The sequence below is a fragment of the Sporosarcina sp. QA0331 genome (assembly GCF_055808055.1).
Genome location: NZ_CM147850.1, coordinates 13780 through 29116 on the forward strand (window position 1 = coordinate 13780; position 15337 = coordinate 29116).

A 15337-nucleotide genomic window follows, 5' to 3' on the forward strand; every position below is an offset into this window, starting at 1 on the left:
TTTGGGTGCCTAGCACTTTTTTTATTATTAACGAAGCAGCGGTGAGTACTATGGATCGAATGGCTTGAATCATTATTTCATTTTTTGTTTTTGCACAATCGTCTCCTCATGTTTCAGCAATGGTAGTCGGTTTAAATGCAACCCTTACCGCTCCCATTCGGTAAGCAAGCATGAATCCTTATTGCATATGATCTTGGAGCTATATAGCTTACTATCATTTGTTCATTCGTGCATTTTTAATCAATCAGCCACTTTGTATATATAGTAACTATTCTTCAAAAGATTCATGTACTGACTCATCTTGCTCTTCCTCTACAGAAACTTTCCGATGTGTTTCGTTAGAAGATTCGTTTGCTTTTATAATTTGGTTGTTTATCTCGCTGTCGATGCTTCGTATACGTCCGGCCAGTTCGTCAATTTTCTTTGCCTTACTCTCCAGAGCTGATCCGCGTCCCAGGTCATACTCCATTTCTGTTTTGAGCCGGCGATGCGCATTTTCTAATGGTACTTTCACCTGTTTTAACGCACTGACTTGTTCAAGAGATTTGGCTGATTGAAGAAGAGAAGTCAATTGCATTCCTTCAGATTCCTCAGGTTTAATAGCAGTTTGTTGCTTTTCCTCTTGTTCACGCTGTTCTCTTTCTCGCTTCTGTGCTTCGATGGCTGCCATTTGTTCCTCGAGTTCAGCAATTTGCTCATCGAACGCTCCTAATTGCTCTTTAACCGTCGAAAGTTCTTCCCCGGCCTCCAATGTACGTTCAATTAAATTACTTTTCGCCTCTTGAACTTTTTGGCGTTTTTCAATTAAGCTCTCAATCATGTTGGCAAATCGTTTTTTCCAATTCCCTAGCTGTGCTCGTGCTTCATCGCTAATCATGATTGTATCTCTTTTAACAGGTTTTTCTTCGTTCTTCTCATTTACTTTCTGAACGTTCTGTGGTGAATACATTTTCGTGACCGGACTTGCCTTTAATCCAGTAAACACTTGCATACCCTAACACCGTCCTTATAGCTTCTTCCTTCTATATATCGGTAGATTGCAGGTATTGTTTACAATTTATAGAAAAATATTAGATTTTCATTGAATTCTAAATTAATCTATAACATAGCGCCCCGGATTATTTTCTCCTCTTTTTTGTTAAAAGCGAAGGGAAATAAGGATTAGGCACCTCAAAAGTACCTTCATTATTCATGAGCTGTTCCCTCGTTTTATCGTCTAAAAGGGGATCCCTGTACAATCGTCTCTCCATGCTTCAACAATTGCAGTTGATTTGGGTTCAATTCTAAATGCTCCCATTCAGCAAGCAAGCGATTCAACGCTTCTTCTGTCGTGTCATCGGCAAGACGAAATGCTCCATAATGCATGGGAATGAATATCTCCGCTCCGGCGTCAATGAAGGCTTGAATCGCTTCCTCTGGAGTGACGTGCTGTGTCCCCATAAACCATTCAGGCTCATAAGCACCAATTGGCATAAGCGCATACGAAATATTAGGGAACTTCTCACCAATTTCTCGGAATCCTTGGAAATACCCGCTATCCCCGGCAAAATAGATGGAATGAGATGTATGCTTCCCAGCTGACAATGAATCCGGTTGGATGACCCAACCTCCCCAATGTGATGCATTCATATCGGTATGACTCCGTTTTGTCCAATGCTGGGCAGGCACGAAATGAAATTCTACAGATCCAATGCTCATATGCCCCCACCATAGCAACTCGTGCACTTTATTTTCCACGTCTTAGACCTTACTAATAGTTTATCATTATCCGATAGAAGACTCCTACTTCAAGGAAAGTGAAGAGCAAACCTAGGGGGAAGCATTATGGAATGTTAGAGATTTACATTGATGGCCGCGTCTAAATAGTTTTATCTTAATTACATTTCCTGTAAGGTGTTAGTATAGTTTGAACATTGCTGTTTGTTTAAAGAGGAGATATGCCAATGACAACTTCACAGAAAAATCTACGGACTTGTAGCAAAGGGCATAGCTATTATAAAAGCAGCGACTGCCCGACATGCCCAACCTGTGAGCAAGAACGTAAACCTGAAAGTGGATTCCTATCATTACTTTCAGCACCGGCAAGAAGGGCGTTGGAAAACAACGGGATCACTACTTTGCAACAGCTAGCGGCATACAGTGAAAAAGAGATATTGCAATTTCACGGTATGGGCCCGGCTTCTCTACCGAAACTTAGAGAAGCCTTGAAGAAAAACGGGTTATCATTTAAAAAGTAAAAAATCCCGACTGGGTAGGTATAAGCTCAGTCGGGTTTTCTCCGTCATGATTTCATTTTACTTCATTAACTTCATTCGCTACCCTTATTCCGGACTCTATTGCCCACTGGATCCAACCATGAAGCGTTGCCGCCGATCCTTTCGGAAGCTTCTAGGATCGTTACATCGTGCCCAGCTTCTTTCAATAAAGATGATGCCAGCCATCCCTGCACCAATTACGATGATTTTTTTGGGGGTTACGTTTTCCGTATTCGGTTTTTGATTATTGAAAGCATCTGTTGTTCTGGTAATTGGGGAAGACGTAATTGTATGATTGCAAAACATTCCTCCTTTTCGTCATCAGTACTGATATCTTATTCAAATGAGATTGGTGTTACTACATCTTTATGCTCGCATAAATAAAACCCCGCTCTATATCTAGAACGGGGTTAAGTCTATTTTAAAAACGTTCAGTCTATCTCTCTTGCTTTCTGCGTATCCCTAATGTTTTTCTGAACTGTGATAGCTGCAAAAATACTTAGAACAAAAGCCATGCCATAAAACCCTTTTTCACTTAAAACTATACTACCTGCATTGTACAAGCCGATACCCATCAATAAAATAGCTATAAGAAGTGCAAGCCAGCTAATGCCATAATAAATATTTGTTACTGGAATACCTTCATCTTTATCCCTTACCGCTTTTTGCAAAGAGACGGAAGAATAAAGTCCAAATATTAATATTGCAAAGTAATATCCTTTTTCATTCAGCTCCATTGCTGCGTTAAATAGTCCAATTAAATAAGCAGAGACTCCTATTAATAGTGCTGCCCAGGAGGCCCCTTTGAAAGCCGCGGTCGGTTCCCCGGCCTTCCTTTCCACTTTCAACTTCGGTTCATTTTGTTTTTCCTTATCAAATAAATCTTCAATTTCATTTTTCATTGAAAATTCACCTTCCCTTTTGATTATCATATCCAAATGGAATTAATTCGGCAACAAATTTTTCCATATAACCGTCTTTTTTACTAATATTTTGTTCATTGTATAGAGGGGATAGCCGTTCCTTTTTTATTCAGTCGAGAGTAAGAACTAGACGAAACTGATAAGTTAAAATATGAATTTTTGGTACTAAAAATGTCCTCAGTCAAATGAATTCAACTGAGGACATTTATTATTTACAAATCAGCTCCGACTGCTGCTAAGCTTCTAACCAATTTTGTGACCACTTTTCTATTTCTTTCATAAGCGGCGCTAGAGACTTTCCTTTATCAGTTAACGTGTATTCAATCCGAACAGGTGTCTCAGGAAAAACCTCGCGCTTCACAATTCCTTCGCTTTCCAAATCCTTCAACCTTTCCGATAGGACTCTTCCGCTTACGCCAATCGACGATTCGATATTACAAAAACGCTGTGGACCGGATAATAGCTGGTAAATAATTAAACCTGTCCACCTTTGGCTTAGTAAACCCATCGCCTTTTCAAACCTCGGACAAATCGACTTTTCCAATTTTATCAGCTCCCTACTACTACTAGTATAACGATGAATAATAAATAATTGAATTGTTTTTTGTAAATTAGTTACTTGATTATACTAAACAATGGTTGTATAGTAACTTACATAAAGTAAGTGACTAATGATTTGTTCGTCGTTGGTGTTCATAGGAGGTGGATAAATTGATTGAAATCGGAATCTATACACTTGCGGATATAATGGCTGATCCGATTACTGGTAAAACTAGTACTGCGGGTCAGAGAATGAAGGAAATTATAGAGTCGGCAAAACTTGCTGACGAGGCTGGACTGGATATTTTCGGGGTAGGTGAACATCACCGATTGGACTATGCCATCTCCTCGCCTCCTGTCGTATTAGCTTCCATCGCCCAAGTAACTAAACGGATCAAACTGACAAGTGCGACCACCGTTTTAAGTACGGTTGACCCAGTTCGTCTGTTTGAAGACTTTGCTACATTGGATTTGCTATCGGATGGACGTGCAGAAATAATCGCAGGTCGTGGTGCGTTTGTTGAATCATTTCCTCTATTCGGGTATGACACAAATGATTATGATGCGTTGTTCTCGGAAAACATCGATTTGTTTTTAAAGCTGAACAAAAACGAGAGGATGACTTGGGATGGCCGCTTTCGTTCGCCGCTGAGGAATGCTGAAATTGCACCTCGTCCTTTACAGAAAGAATTGCCTATTTGGATTGGTGTTGGAGGAACTCCAAATAGTGCTGTCCGAGCCGGCAAACTGGGCGTCGGGATGGCGTTGGCGATTCTAGGGGGAGAACTTGGACGGTTCAAGCCATTAGTGGATTTATACCGTCAATCGGGAATCGAGGCCGGGCATCGTTTGGAAGATCTCAAAGTCGGTGTAACGGGTCATGGGTATCTTTCAAAAACGACTCAACAAGCCAAAGAAGAATTCTATCCGTATTATTCCAGTTATTGGTCGGCGGTAAACCGTCAGCGGGGAATGATCTCCGGAAGGATGTCGAGTACGGAATTTGAGCAGCTTACGGCTCCAGACACCGCTTTGTTCGTAGGAAGCCCGCAACAGATCGTTGAGAAAATTCTACGTCAATATGAGCTTTTTGGACATCAGCGGTTTATGGCGCAGATTGATATTGGTGGCTTGCCGTTCGAGAAAGTAGCTAAGAGTATCGAATTGTTAGCTACGGAGGTTGCTCCAATCGTCAGGAAAGCAACAAGTACAGATTAAGTGCTGCAGAACAATCAAAAAAAGTAGAGAAAGCACGGGTGAGATAGGTTTTTTAGATAAATTATTTGGAAATTCATCGAAGGAGGAAAATACAATGACAAATGAAAAATTAACTATTGGCATCATCTTAGGAAGCACTCGCGAAGGGCGCGTAAGTCCACAAGTCGGAGAATGGGTGAAGGGTATTGCCGACAAACGCCGTGATGCAAATTATGAAATTATTGATATCGCGGACTTTAACTTGCCATTTTTAGGCACCACTGATGGCACGGAACCTGGGATTGCAGCTTGGAATGAAAAGTTGACTAATGTAGATGGATTCGTGTTTATTGTTCAAGAATACAACCACAGCATTACAGGTGCATTAAAAAACGCCCTAGATTTTGCTCGTGAACCATGGAATAACAAGGCTGCAGGCATCGTCAGTTATGGATCGACAGGAGGGGCGCGTGCCGCGGAACATTTGCGTGGAATCTGTGGGGAATTAAAAATTGCTGACGTCCGCACACATCCAACGCTTTCATTATTTACCGATTTTGAAAGTGGAACAGACTTTAAGCCACAAGCATTACACCTCGATAATGTAAACGTGATGCTTGATGAAGTTGTAGCATGGAGCGGAGCATTGAAAAATTTAAGATAAAAAAGAGATGGTTGGACTATTAATCCGACATTCTTATAAAATTTAAACAGATAGAGGAGTATGAATAATGGTTAAGAAGTATGAATGGAGTCTATTGATTCTTCGAGTAGTGTTAGGGATAACATTCTTAGTGCATGGCATTGCAAAATTTCAAATGGGTCTTGGAAATGTAGCAGGTTGGTTTGAAAGCATTGGCATTCTAGGTTTTCTCGGTTATGTAGTAGCTTTCATTGAGCTGCTTGGAGGAATTGCGTTGATTGTAGGAGTGGGAACGAGACTATTCTCAGCATTGATTGCAATCGTAATGATTGGAGCCATCTTTACATCAAAATTGTCTATAGGCTTCATGGGAGCTGAAGCGGCGGGTTATGAACTGGATGTAGCTTTATTGTCAATTGCGGTTGTATTATTGATCAGTGGGAGCCAATTATTTGCTTTGGACAACAAGCTTTTCGGATCTACTAACGATAAGATTAGTGCATAAATACAAGTGAACAGAGCCTAATTTCTCTTATGTAATAGGGAAATTAGGCTTTTTTTCAATATGCGAGCGGATAAGCTAGTACACCTTCGACTTGTTCAAACGTTTCGATGAACTTTTCAAGTGTTGACGTTAAGTAGGCGTCTTTTCGTCTAATGAATACGGTATTGACTTTGCTGTACTGACCAGGCAAGTGGTGACAGTGGACAAGTCCTTTTTCTTCTAAATGGGAAACAGCTGATTTCGGTACAATTGTTATACCAAGTCCCATCGTGACACTCCCTAATATTGTTTCCAAAGTCCCAAACTCCATTATTTTTTGTGGGATGATGTTTTGATCTCTATACCATTTTGACAGTCTTGCCCGGTAGCCGCATCCTTGACTAAAGCAAAGAATCGGTTCCTCTATCAGCTGTTCAATTGACGTTTTTGTATTGTCCGATAGTAGGACAAGTTCCTCTTGGAAAACGTCATGGGAAACAAGCTCGGGATGTTGGTCGATTTCCGTCACGAAAGCGCCGTCCAATCGGTGATGCAGAACATCATTTCGAAGTTGCTCGGTAACGCCTGTAAGAAGCGATAAGTCTACGTTTTTATACTTTTTATTATAAGAAGATAAGATGACCGGCAATTTAATGACGGTTTCAACGGTTCCGATTTCAAGTTTACCCGCCGGTTCCGTTTTACTTTGAACGACTTTTTTCATTTCATTTGTTAGCGACAGAATTTTATCGCAGTAGACAAGCAGTTTTTTTCCTTCAGGTGTCAGAGTCATTCCGCGGTTATGACGGTTAAATAGAGGTGTATTCATTTCCGTCTCGAGTTTTTTGATTCTTGAAGTGATATTGGATTGTACGTAACTTAATTCTTTAGCGGCTTCGGTAATCGTTCCTTTTTGGGCAACCATTTGAAAAATCTCTAAATCTTTGAACTCCATCTAATGGCTCCTTTCCCATTGCTTTCTATCCATGGTATCACTATTTGAGATAGGTAACATCAATAATGTTCATTTTGAGAGATATCGTACGTGTGATTTAATGAATATATAGAAGGTAATTGAAGGAGACATCTAAGATTGAATAACAGAGTATTGGTTGCCGCTATTTTATGTTTAATTTCCGCCATATCCTGGGGCGCTATGTTCCCGGTGGCGAATCATGCGTTTCATCATATAGACCCATTTTATTTTACGCTATTCCGTTATGGCTTTGTAACGATCATTTTACTGATATGGCTATTATGGAAGGAAGGGAAGCAAGCTTTTCGCTTTGAAGGGAAAGGTTGGCATCTCTGGTTTTTTGGAACGATGGCCTTTACGGTTTATAATTTGCTCATTTTCTGGGGACAGGACTTGTTGGGCAATCCAGGTACAATGATAGCTTCCATTATGGAATCGTTAATGCCCATGATTTCTATTATCATAGCGTGGGTGTTCATAAGGCAACGACCTCATGCATTTACGTTGTTTTGTGTGTTCATTGGATTTGTCGGTGCCTCGTTAGTCGTAACGAAAGGCAATATAGGTGCCTTCTTCACAGCGTCAAATTCAATTGTCCCGTCTTTATTGATTTTAATAGCGGTAATTGGATGGGTTGTCTATACGATGGGAGGTAGCCGATTCAGCAGTGATGGATGGTCTGCCCTGCGCTATTCCACGCTCAGCTGTCTGCTTGGCACAGCTACCGCGGCGATTGTTGTTTTCGTAGCAACGATGGCAGGATCTGTCTCTGTTCCGACCGTTGAAACACTCGTCATAACTAGCCCCCATATCGCTTTCATGGTAATCTTCCCAGGTGTCATTGCCTTGGTGGGGTGGAATTATGGTGTAAGTGTCATCACGCCGTTAAATGGGTTATTATTTCTGAACTTCGTACCAGTAACGACGTTGGTCATTCAAGTTTTCCAAGGTGCAAGCATCACAGCCTTTGATTATATTGGCACCATTTTCATTATCATATCGCTGCTTTCAAATAATATTTACCTAAGATTGCAGCAGAAGAATAAGGAACCGAAAGCGAAATTAAAAGGTACATTACAAGAAACAGAAGCATAATAAAAGGGTTGTCCAGAAGTTAGTGAAAACTTACTTTCAGGACAACCCTTTTCCGTTTATGGTGTTTTTTTAGTAAGCGCTAATAATAAAATCATGCCGATGATACAAGCAGTGCCGATCCACTGAAAAAATCCAAATGGCTCTTGTAACCAAAAGACCGTCGTTAGCACCGCAGCTAAAGGCTCTAAACTACCAAGAAGGCTAGTTTCTTTAGGCGAAAGGCTTTGCAGGCTTTCTATATAGAAATAAAATGCAATCATCGTCCCGAAGATAATGACAAACCCTAAATTCAAATAGGCACCAATGGGCAAGCTGGTGAAATCCATTTGCCAAGGGGGATGGATGAAGCTTAGTGCAAAGCCGCCGATCAGCATCGCCCACCCAACGATGACGAGTGAATCGTATCGGGAGAGGAGGGGGACTGCATATAACGTATAAAATGCTAGCGCAACTGCAGATAGAACGCCCCAAATGATGGCGGGCGTAGGAACGGACAGTTCAGAGAACGAGCCATTCGTTAACAAGAAAAAGCAACCGCCTAACGCCAGTGCAACCGTAATGATATCTTGCCTAGATAGCACCGTTTGTTTGCGTACTATCATGTAAATAATAATGAGGACAGGCGCAAGATATTGTAAAAGTGTTGCTACAGCGGCATTGCCATGTTGAATGGATGCCATATATGTGTATTGGACGGCAAGCATGCCAAGCAATCCAAAGATAAGTAATGGAATCGCTGTACTTTTTTGTTTCCAAACGACAATGATTTGTGATCGATCTTTCAATAGAAATTGAACCGTTAATAGTAAAAAGCCTGCTATGAGCAAGCGTGTTGTCACAAGCCAATTGACATCGATTGCATATTGTTGAAAGAGCTTTTGTGCAACGGTCCCGCCGACACCCCAAAAGGTTGCCCCTGTTATAACGAGAAATAACCCTTTACTTCGATTTGTTTTATTCATAGCTGATTCTCCAATTTAAATGTAATAATGGTATTATAATAAATGATAAATTGCTCAATAAATACTTATATTGAATAAAAAAGTATCACTATATTGAGGTGGCGGACGATGAAAAAAATAGTGGTGGACCCAAATCAGAAAGAGTTGACCCAACATCGGACGGTCGAGCTGCCGATCGCTTGTTACAATACTACGATTGGCCGACACGCGAATGGTTATATTCCGCTCCATTGGCACGAAGAAATTCAATTCATTCGCATGGTAAAAGGAGAAGCGAGCTTTCAAGTTAATGATGAAAGAATAGTCGTCAGTGAAGGAGACGGTTTATTTATCAATAGTGGCTCTTTGCACAAGGCAGAGGCCCACGATGTTGCAAGCTGCACTTATACTTGTATAAATGTGTCGCCCCATTTCGTTCTACCGCAAGAACTATTTACAACTTATGTAGCTCCCTATATCCAAGCGACAAATTTGCCTTATTTATATATAGATGCAAAGGAATATTGGGGGAAGAATGTGTTACAGGCAATCATGAAAATTAATGAATGCATTCAGCAACGATCATCTCATTATGAAATCGAAATTGCTTTGCAACTGACTGCGCTGTGGAAAAGCTTGATCATGAACGGTTTTCAATTGCAATACGATCAAGCGGAAATGGTTAAGAACCATCGCATGAAGGAAATGTTAAATTGGATTCATAAACATTATGTTGAGAAAATCATGTTAGATGACATCGCAAGGGCAGGCCAATTGAGCCGTTCGGAATGCTGTCGATATTTTAATAGGATGTTACAAACGACTCCTCTAAAATATGTCATACACTATCGAATTCAACAAAGCTTGCTCCTTCTTCGGCAGGAGCAGTGGAATGTCACGGACGTCGCCTATCAAGTAGGTTTCACGAGTCCAAGCTATTTCATTGAGAAGTTTAAAGAAACGATGAACATGACGCCGTTTGCATACAAAAAAGAAACAGTCGATTGAATCCAATTTGTTTGCAACGATGACAGGGATTGAAGGGAATTTGAAACCTTTGGCAGGACGGCTCGTAAAGACAGTATCCGGGTTAATTGAACGGGGATAAAATCGAAAGGAGGTAAACGTCATTCCAACAAATTCTACACGATTTTTAACGGGTCTTGGCTGTCTAACTCCTGTAGCTGCGATTGGGTTCCTTATTTATTCTATCTTTAATGGCTTTGCCTTTATGGGCATTGTTCTATCAATTATTGTATTTTTCATTGGAATTATGGTATTAGGACACTCGCAAATAGTTGAGGGACGTCAAAAAGAAAAACAGAAGGAAGTTTTGCTTTCTCTGAATAAAGATCTAGCAGACTTTGATAAGATGCCATCCCTAACGTCCACTGATTTGTTGACAAGAGTCGCGGTCGACTATGACAAACAGCGCCTATACATATGGTTTGCGGAAGATAAAGAGGGGGAGGTTTTGCAGAAACCTTTTCTTGGCATGCCCTATCGGCTGCTGAATTTTGCGACTAAGGATCTTGATGGCGTTGCAATAGTGGAAGATGGGTTCATCCTTTCATCACATGGAACGGTGGATGATATTCCCAAAGGAACAATGGGTGCCATCTCTACAGATCCGAATAAGAAGCCTGTCGACAAAGTAACGTCGCTAGCTCTCCTTCTTAAAATGGATCATGCAAAGCATTCTTTTTTCCAAGTCAATTTCTATAATCAACCATATCTCCCTTTAGCTAAGAATTCACCTGAATATGAGGCTTTTCAGAGAGAAGCCCGAAAATGGTTTGACAAGCTGGAAATGGTTATGGGAGACCAGCCGAAGCGGACACTGGAACCTTTACAGCCGCTTCGAGATAAGCAAACTTTCATTCAGACGGTTGAAGCTCCCATTCAAACGATTGAAACTCCGCAAAAGCCGGAATCAAGCGAATCGATTGAGAGAAAAATTGAGAAGGAACAGCTTACGACAAAACCACTTGTTCAGGAAAAAGCTGAACTCTCGTATTTTGATCGCCTTGTGGCAGAGAACAAAAGACAGTTGAGCGAGCGTCGAAATAAGGAAAAATGATTTCTCTCATGAACAGAATACAAAAGCCGGCATGATATAAGTTGGAGACTGAGCCTTATATCATGCCGGCGTATGGTGTAAATTATTGGAGAAGCTGCATGCGTTGATTGAAAAGGCTTCGATACGATAAAAAGCCGAGTAAGATGCTTGTTACTGCGGCTGTCGTTAGCAGCAGGAAGATGATCAACAGTTGAAATTGGACGGCCTGCATCGGGTCGGCACCGGCGATGATTTGTCCACTCATCATGCCGGGCAATTGCACGAGGCCGATTGTTTTTTGACTCTCGATCGTTGGAATCATACTTGCTTTGATCGATGAGATCAGTTGTCTTTGAATCGCTTGTTTCGGTGTGCCGCCGAGCGAGAGGATCAATTCTGTTTCATTGCGATGCGCCTCAACTTCCGCCGTAAAGCGATTGAGGAATAGAATGGAGAGCACCATAGAATTGCCAATAATCATGCCGCTTATCGAAATGATATATTGTGCGGTAGGCGGTACAATTCGGAAGCCTAGTAAAATACTTTGCGTCAACAGTTCAACAGCCACTAACGTTACAGCGACTTTCCACGTAATTCCACTAATTGCCTTCCCTTTTTTGCGCACATTTTGTGTCGCTGCTCCAATCATTAACGTCACCATGAGGATGATGTACACGACATCATCCGAGTCGAAAACGAATTTCAGTATATAGCCGACTGCAAGCAATTGGAGGATGGAACGGATCGTTGCGATAATTGTATCTGTTTCCAACCCTAGACGAAGCGTCTTTGACAACAATAAAGGGATGGCGATAAAAATGAGTGCGATAGCCAAAGTTGTGTAACTCATCGACGATCCCCCTGTACAAATTGCTTCACCAATGCATGAGTCGGTGATTTTAATAAATCGCTGTCACCGGTTTCGATAAGTTTGCCATCGATTAGCACCCATGTGAAATGGCCGATCGACATGGCTTGTTCTAAATTGTGGGTGATCCATACGATTGTCGAACCGTGTTTACGGTTGATATTGACGATCAGTTGCTCGATGTCATGCAACGAATTCCTATCTAGAGCGGATGTGATTTCATCCAGCAATAAGATTTCCGACCGGTTAAGCAATGTGCGAGCGATTGAAACTTTTTGCCGCTGCCCTCCTGATAAGTCATTCGTCTTTCGGTGTAATACATCGCTCACCAAGCCGACATCTTCCAATATTTCGATGGCATCTTCCTCGGCAAGCTCCTTGCCTTGAAGTTCAAAAGGCAGTGCTAAGTTTTGAAAAACGGTGCCTTTCACCATCGGAGCGCTTTGTAAGGCGATACCGACGTGGCGGCGCAACGCTATTGGATCGTATGTAGAAATATGTTTGGCATCTATATATATGTCTCCTGAAGTAGGAGTTAACAAGCCGTTGCAAAGTTTCAGCAATGTCGACTTTCCAGAGCCGGAAGGACCGACAAGTGTTGTGATAGTTCCCTTTGGAAAAGAACCTGTAATGCCATGTAAAATCGGAACGCCATTAATACTATAATCGACGTTTCGAAACTGAAGGGCAGGTTCATCTAAATTGGTCATACAATCCGCTCCTAGTTTATATTCCACTAGAAAATTATAACTGATTTTTTGATGCAGTAGTAATCGCCTAAAAAAATTCGTCCTTATATCGGCAGGTAAAGCATCGACGGCCGACATAAGGACGGAGGTAGTCTGAAAAAGAAACCAATGTCTTAATTATACTAAGATGAAACAATCCCGCGGAACGGTTTCTAACAGCGGGGTAGGCTCCCCGACGCTATACAATTGCAAATCATGCATTGCCCTCGTACACGCGGTATAAAAAATTCTACGAAGGCTCTCGTCTCCATAAACATGCTCGGATGCATCGTAAATGATGACTGCGTCAAACTCGATGCCTTTTGCCAAATACGCCGGTACGACAACAACTCCTTGTTCATACTCCATGGAACCTTTTCGCAACAGTTTTATGTCTTCGACCGTAGATAGTGCTTCATATGCACTTCTGCTCTCCTCGGCTGATTTACATATGATTGCAATAGTGTTGTAACCGGCGCTTTGAAAATGGGTGACTTTTTCGTTGATGCTACGATGCAGTTCTGCATTGTCATCCACCTGCTGCAGCTCAGGCAGCTCACCGTCACGATCAAACGGGATAATTTGATCACTGTTCGGCACTAATTTCCGAGTGAATTCAATAATCGGTTTTGTAGATCGGTAGCTTCTAGTCATATTGATCACTTCTGTTTCAGCAGGCCCGAATAGATTCGCGAGTACGTGGAAATCGACTGTTTCGCTTGCATGGGCGAAGATCGCTTGATTGAAATCCCCTAACACGGTCATCTTCGCAGATGGAAACAAACGTCTCAAAAACTCGAATTGGAAAGGGGAATAATCCTGCGCTTCGTCAACGACGATATGTTTAATCGTACGATTCGCCTGAAAGCCCTTAATGAGCTCGTTCAACAGTAAAAAGGGAGTAGCATCTTCGTAGTGAAGCTGATCTTCATCCAACATGTTCAGCGTTGCTTGGCAGATGGCTGACCATTCCGGAGGTGTGTCCCTGTTCATCCATTGGCTTATTGCCAAAGGGTCGGCAAACAGCTGCTTATAGATGCATTTCATATCGATGAACTCAAATGCCCGAACTCGTCTTTGCAACGGCCTCAATCTCTGTTGTACGATCAATTGAGCCAGTTCTTTTGTGTCCACCTCATAATCAGCGACTGAATCTCTTTTAAAACCGCGCTTTTTCGCTAAGTACGCATGCGCTTTATTGTATTCCTCGTCGCTAAGCAGCTCGATTCGCTCCAGCACCCATGGTTGATGCCGTTCAACGTTTTGCGCCTCTTTTAGTTTATTCATCAGCCAATCTTTCAACTTTTCAAGTCGGTTATGAAAACGGAGTGATGTGTCTTTTCGATAAAACCGTTCCGCTATTTGCTCTTTGGATACAATTGGTCTACCTCTGAAAATCAAGTCTTTGAATTGCATGCCGGAAATCTCTAATGACTCCCTATATGATTCGATCGCATTGAAGAAAAATGGTGATGCTTTAAATCGGATGCTTGCAACTCTTGATTGATAGGAAGGGGAATTCGTTGCGGTTAACACATATTCCAACTGATCGTATGGGTTTTCGACTTGATAGTTCTTGCTCAACCGATGATTCAAGTATTCTTGGAAGGTGACTTGCTGCATATTTTCTTCACCGAGCTCCGGCAAAACATTGGACACATAACTATTGAACAATGTGTTCGGTGAAAATAGAATAATTTGGTCTGCATTCAGGCTATCGCGATATTTGTATAGCAAATAAGCGATCCTTTGAAGGGCGGCTGACGTCTTTCCGCTCCCTGCAGCACCATGTACGATGAGAAGTTTTCCTTGGTCGTGGCGGATAATCCGGTTTTGCTCTTGTTGTATAGTAGCGACAATGCTGTGCATATGTTTATCAGTACCTTTGCCTAGCACTTGCTGTAAAATTTCGTCTCCAATCGTGAGGCTCGTGTCGAACATCGATTGGAGAACACCGCCGCGAATCAAATACTGCCACTTTTTCTCCAATCTTCCTTGGATGACGCCGCTGGGGGTAACATATGAAGCATCTCCAGGCTGATAATCATAGTAGACACTAGAAATTGGCGCTCGCCAGTCGTATATAAGGAAATCTTCACCGCTGTCATCAGATAGCGTAGCAATTCCAATATAAATTTGTTCTTCTGTTAAAACACCATCTTCAATGAAATCAATTCGGCCAAAGTAAGGAGCTTCTTTCATTCGGCGCAATGTGGACAATCGTTTGGATGAATGGCGGTGAGTCGTTTGGCTAACGGCGAGTGCTTGCGCTTCTTGTCTCAAGCCGATGATCGTTTCAAGATAGTCGTCAAATGTATCGACATTGACTTTGACTTCATCCCAGAAGTGCTTACGGATATTCACGACTTCATTCCGTTGCCGAGTTGTATCTTCCTCCAGTTTTTGAATCCGTTGCGTAATGACCTCCAACACACTGTCCACTCGTTGCTGCTCCTGCTGAAAAGTTGACTTCATAGCTAACACTCCTTTAAAAAAATAAGTAAAAGGGTTGACTGATGAATAGATTATGTTATATAATTAAGGTGGGTATAATATATCCACTTTAATTATAAAGTGTCTATCTTTATAAATTTACCATAAGATTGTACATTGTTCAATAGGTGAATT

General features: G+C 41.6%; 15 protein-coding genes and 2 pseudogenes. 7 read left to right on the plus strand and 10 right to left on the minus strand.

Annotated elements, in window-relative coordinates:
• Window positions 1-268: 268 nt before the first annotated feature.
• Both AC0L13_RS00070 and AC0L13_RS00075 read right to left on the minus strand, forming a co-directional pair.
• Window positions 269-991: a hypothetical protein gene (locus AC0L13_RS00070; protein ID WP_473642721.1), complete on the minus strand. Its 723-nt coding sequence runs from the start codon at window positions 989-991 to the stop codon at window positions 269-271.
• A 218-nt stretch (window positions 992-1209) separates the two neighbouring features.
• Window positions 1210-1728 (minus strand): annotated as a pseudogene (locus AC0L13_RS00075) (MBL fold metallo-hydrolase); the annotation flags it as partial.
• Between the two features lie 215 nt (window positions 1729-1943).
• On the opposite strand from AC0L13_RS00075, the gene AC0L13_RS00080 reads away from it, so the two are divergent.
• Window positions 1944-2237, plus strand: a complete 294-nt coding sequence (locus AC0L13_RS00080) for an RNA polymerase alpha subunit C-terminal domain-containing protein (RefSeq protein ID WP_473642723.1) — start codon at window positions 1944-1946, stop codon at window positions 2235-2237.
• 128 nt (window positions 2238-2365) lie between these two features.
• Here the strand turns inward: AC0L13_RS00080 and AC0L13_RS00085 are convergent.
• The 3 genes and pseudogenes from AC0L13_RS00085 to AC0L13_RS00095 form a co-directional block, all read right to left on the minus strand.
• Window positions 2366-2512: pseudogene (locus AC0L13_RS00085) on the minus strand (NAD(P)-binding protein); the annotation flags it as partial.
• Window positions 2513-2686: 174 nt separating this feature from the next.
• Window positions 2687-3157, minus strand: a complete 471-nt coding sequence (gene yiaA / locus AC0L13_RS00090) for an inner membrane protein YiaA (protein WP_473642725.1) — start codon at window positions 3155-3157, stop codon at window positions 2687-2689.
• A gap of 256 nt (window positions 3158-3413) precedes the next feature.
• A complete protein-coding gene (locus AC0L13_RS00095) occupies window positions 3414-3722 on the minus strand; it encodes a winged helix-turn-helix transcriptional regulator (RefSeq protein WP_473642727.1) in 309 nt (102 codons plus the stop codon).
• A 167-nt stretch (window positions 3723-3889) separates the two neighbouring features.
• Here AC0L13_RS00095 and AC0L13_RS00100 point away from each other — a divergent pair, with 167 nt between their 5' ends.
• The 3 genes from AC0L13_RS00100 to AC0L13_RS00110 all read left to right on the plus strand — a co-directional run bounded on the left by AC0L13_RS00100 (window position 3890) and on the right by AC0L13_RS00110 (window position 6063).
• Window positions 3890-4936, plus strand: a complete 1047-nt coding sequence (locus tag AC0L13_RS00100; protein ID WP_473642728.1) for an LLM class flavin-dependent oxidoreductase — start codon at window positions 3890-3892, stop codon at window positions 4934-4936.
• Between the two features lie 43 nt (window positions 4937-4979).
• Window positions 4980-5579 carry an NADPH-dependent FMN reductase gene (locus AC0L13_RS00105; RefSeq protein ID WP_473646775.1) on the plus strand — a complete coding sequence of 200 codons (600 nt, stop codon included), beginning with the start codon at window positions 4980-4982 and terminating at the stop codon, window positions 5577-5579.
• Between the two features lie 67 nt (window positions 5580-5646).
• Window positions 5647-6063, plus strand: coding sequence for a DoxX family protein (locus tag AC0L13_RS00110; RefSeq protein WP_473642730.1), 417 nt, complete (start codon window positions 5647-5649; stop codon window positions 6061-6063).
• Window positions 6064-6118: 55 nt separating this feature from the next.
• On the opposite strand, the gene AC0L13_RS00115 is transcribed toward AC0L13_RS00110, so the two are convergent.
• Entirely contained in the window at window positions 6119-6997 is an 879-nt protein-coding gene (locus tag AC0L13_RS00115; protein WP_473642731.1) for a LysR family transcriptional regulator, read from the minus strand.
• A 138-nt stretch (window positions 6998-7135) separates the two neighbouring features.
• On the opposite strand from AC0L13_RS00115, the gene AC0L13_RS00120 reads away from it, so the two are divergent.
• Window positions 7136-8113 carry a DMT family transporter gene (locus AC0L13_RS00120; RefSeq protein WP_473642733.1) on the plus strand — a complete coding sequence of 326 codons (978 nt, stop codon included), beginning with the start codon at window positions 7136-7138 and terminating at the stop codon, window positions 8111-8113.
• 56 nt (window positions 8114-8169) lie between these two features.
• On the opposite strand, the gene AC0L13_RS00125 is transcribed toward AC0L13_RS00120, so the two are convergent.
• The gene (locus AC0L13_RS00125; RefSeq protein WP_473642735.1) at window positions 8170-9075 is read right to left on the minus strand and encodes an EamA family transporter; all 906 of its coding nucleotides are present in this window, start codon (window positions 9073-9075) and stop codon (window positions 8170-8172) included.
• 108 nt (window positions 9076-9183) lie between these two features.
• Between AC0L13_RS00125 and AC0L13_RS00130 the strand changes: the two genes are divergently transcribed.
• A complete protein-coding gene (locus AC0L13_RS00130) occupies window positions 9184-10062 on the plus strand; it encodes an AraC family transcriptional regulator (RefSeq protein ID WP_473642737.1) in 879 nt (292 codons plus the stop codon).
• Window positions 10063-10285: 223 nt separating this feature from the next.
• Window positions 10286-11134 carry a hypothetical protein gene (locus AC0L13_RS00135; RefSeq protein WP_473642739.1) on the plus strand — a complete coding sequence of 283 codons (849 nt, stop codon included), beginning with the start codon at window positions 10286-10288 and terminating at the stop codon, window positions 11132-11134.
• A gap of 82 nt (window positions 11135-11216) precedes the next feature.
• Here the strand turns inward: AC0L13_RS00135 and AC0L13_RS00140 are convergent, their stop codons facing one another.
• The 3 genes from AC0L13_RS00140 to helD form a co-directional block, all read right to left on the minus strand.
• A complete protein-coding gene (locus AC0L13_RS00140; protein ID WP_473642741.1) occupies window positions 11217-11963 on the minus strand; it encodes an ABC transporter permease in 747 nt (248 codons plus the stop codon).
• Complete coding sequence (locus tag AC0L13_RS00145) at window positions 11960-12691, minus strand: ABC transporter ATP-binding protein (RefSeq protein ID WP_473642743.1); 732 nt, start codon at window positions 12689-12691, stop codon at window positions 11960-11962. Before AC0L13_RS00145 ends, AC0L13_RS00140 begins: the two co-directional genes overlap by 4 nt.
• A gap of 156 nt (window positions 12692-12847) precedes the next feature.
• Window positions 12848-15184, minus strand: coding sequence for an RNA polymerase recycling motor HelD (gene helD, locus AC0L13_RS00150; RefSeq protein ID WP_473642745.1), 2337 nt, complete (start codon window positions 15182-15184; stop codon window positions 12848-12850).
• Window positions 15185-15337 lie beyond the last annotated feature (153 nt).

Coding starts and splice junctions, on each gene's coding strand:
- AC0L13_RS00135 (WP_473642739.1), top strand. CDS start 10,286: ATGGGCATTGTTCTATCAATTATTGTATTTTTCATTGGAATTATGGTA.
- AC0L13_RS00110 (WP_473642730.1), top strand. CDS start 5,647: ATGGTTAAGAAGTATGAATGGAGTCTATTGATTCTTCGAGTAGTGTTA.
- helD (WP_473642745.1), bottom strand. CDS start 15,184: ATGAAGTCAACTTTTCAGCAGGAGCAGCAACGAGTGGACAGTGTGTTG.
- AC0L13_RS00115 (WP_473642731.1), bottom strand. CDS start 6,997: ATGGAGTTCAAAGATTTAGAGATTTTTCAAATGGTTGCCCAAAAAGGA.
- AC0L13_RS00080 (WP_473642723.1), top strand. CDS start 1,944: ATGACAACTTCACAGAAAAATCTACGGACTTGTAGCAAAGGGCATAGC.
- AC0L13_RS00145 (WP_473642743.1), bottom strand. CDS start 12,691: ATGACCAATTTAGATGAACCTGCCCTTCAGTTTCGAAACGTCGATTAT.
- AC0L13_RS00140 (WP_473642741.1), bottom strand. CDS start 11,963: ATGAGTTACACAACTTTGGCTATCGCACTCATTTTTATCGCCATCCCT.
- AC0L13_RS00130 (WP_473642737.1), top strand. CDS start 9,184: ATGAAAAAAATAGTGGTGGACCCAAATCAGAAAGAGTTGACCCAACAT.
- AC0L13_RS00070 (WP_473642721.1), bottom strand. CDS start 991: ATGCAAGTGTTTACTGGATTAAAGGCAAGTCCGGTCACGAAAATGTAT.
- AC0L13_RS00125 (WP_473642735.1), bottom strand. CDS start 9,075: ATGAATAAAACAAATCGAAGTAAAGGGTTATTTCTCGTTATAACAGGG.
- yiaA (WP_473642725.1), bottom strand. CDS start 3,157: ATGAAAAATGAAATTGAAGATTTATTTGATAAGGAAAAACAAAATGAA.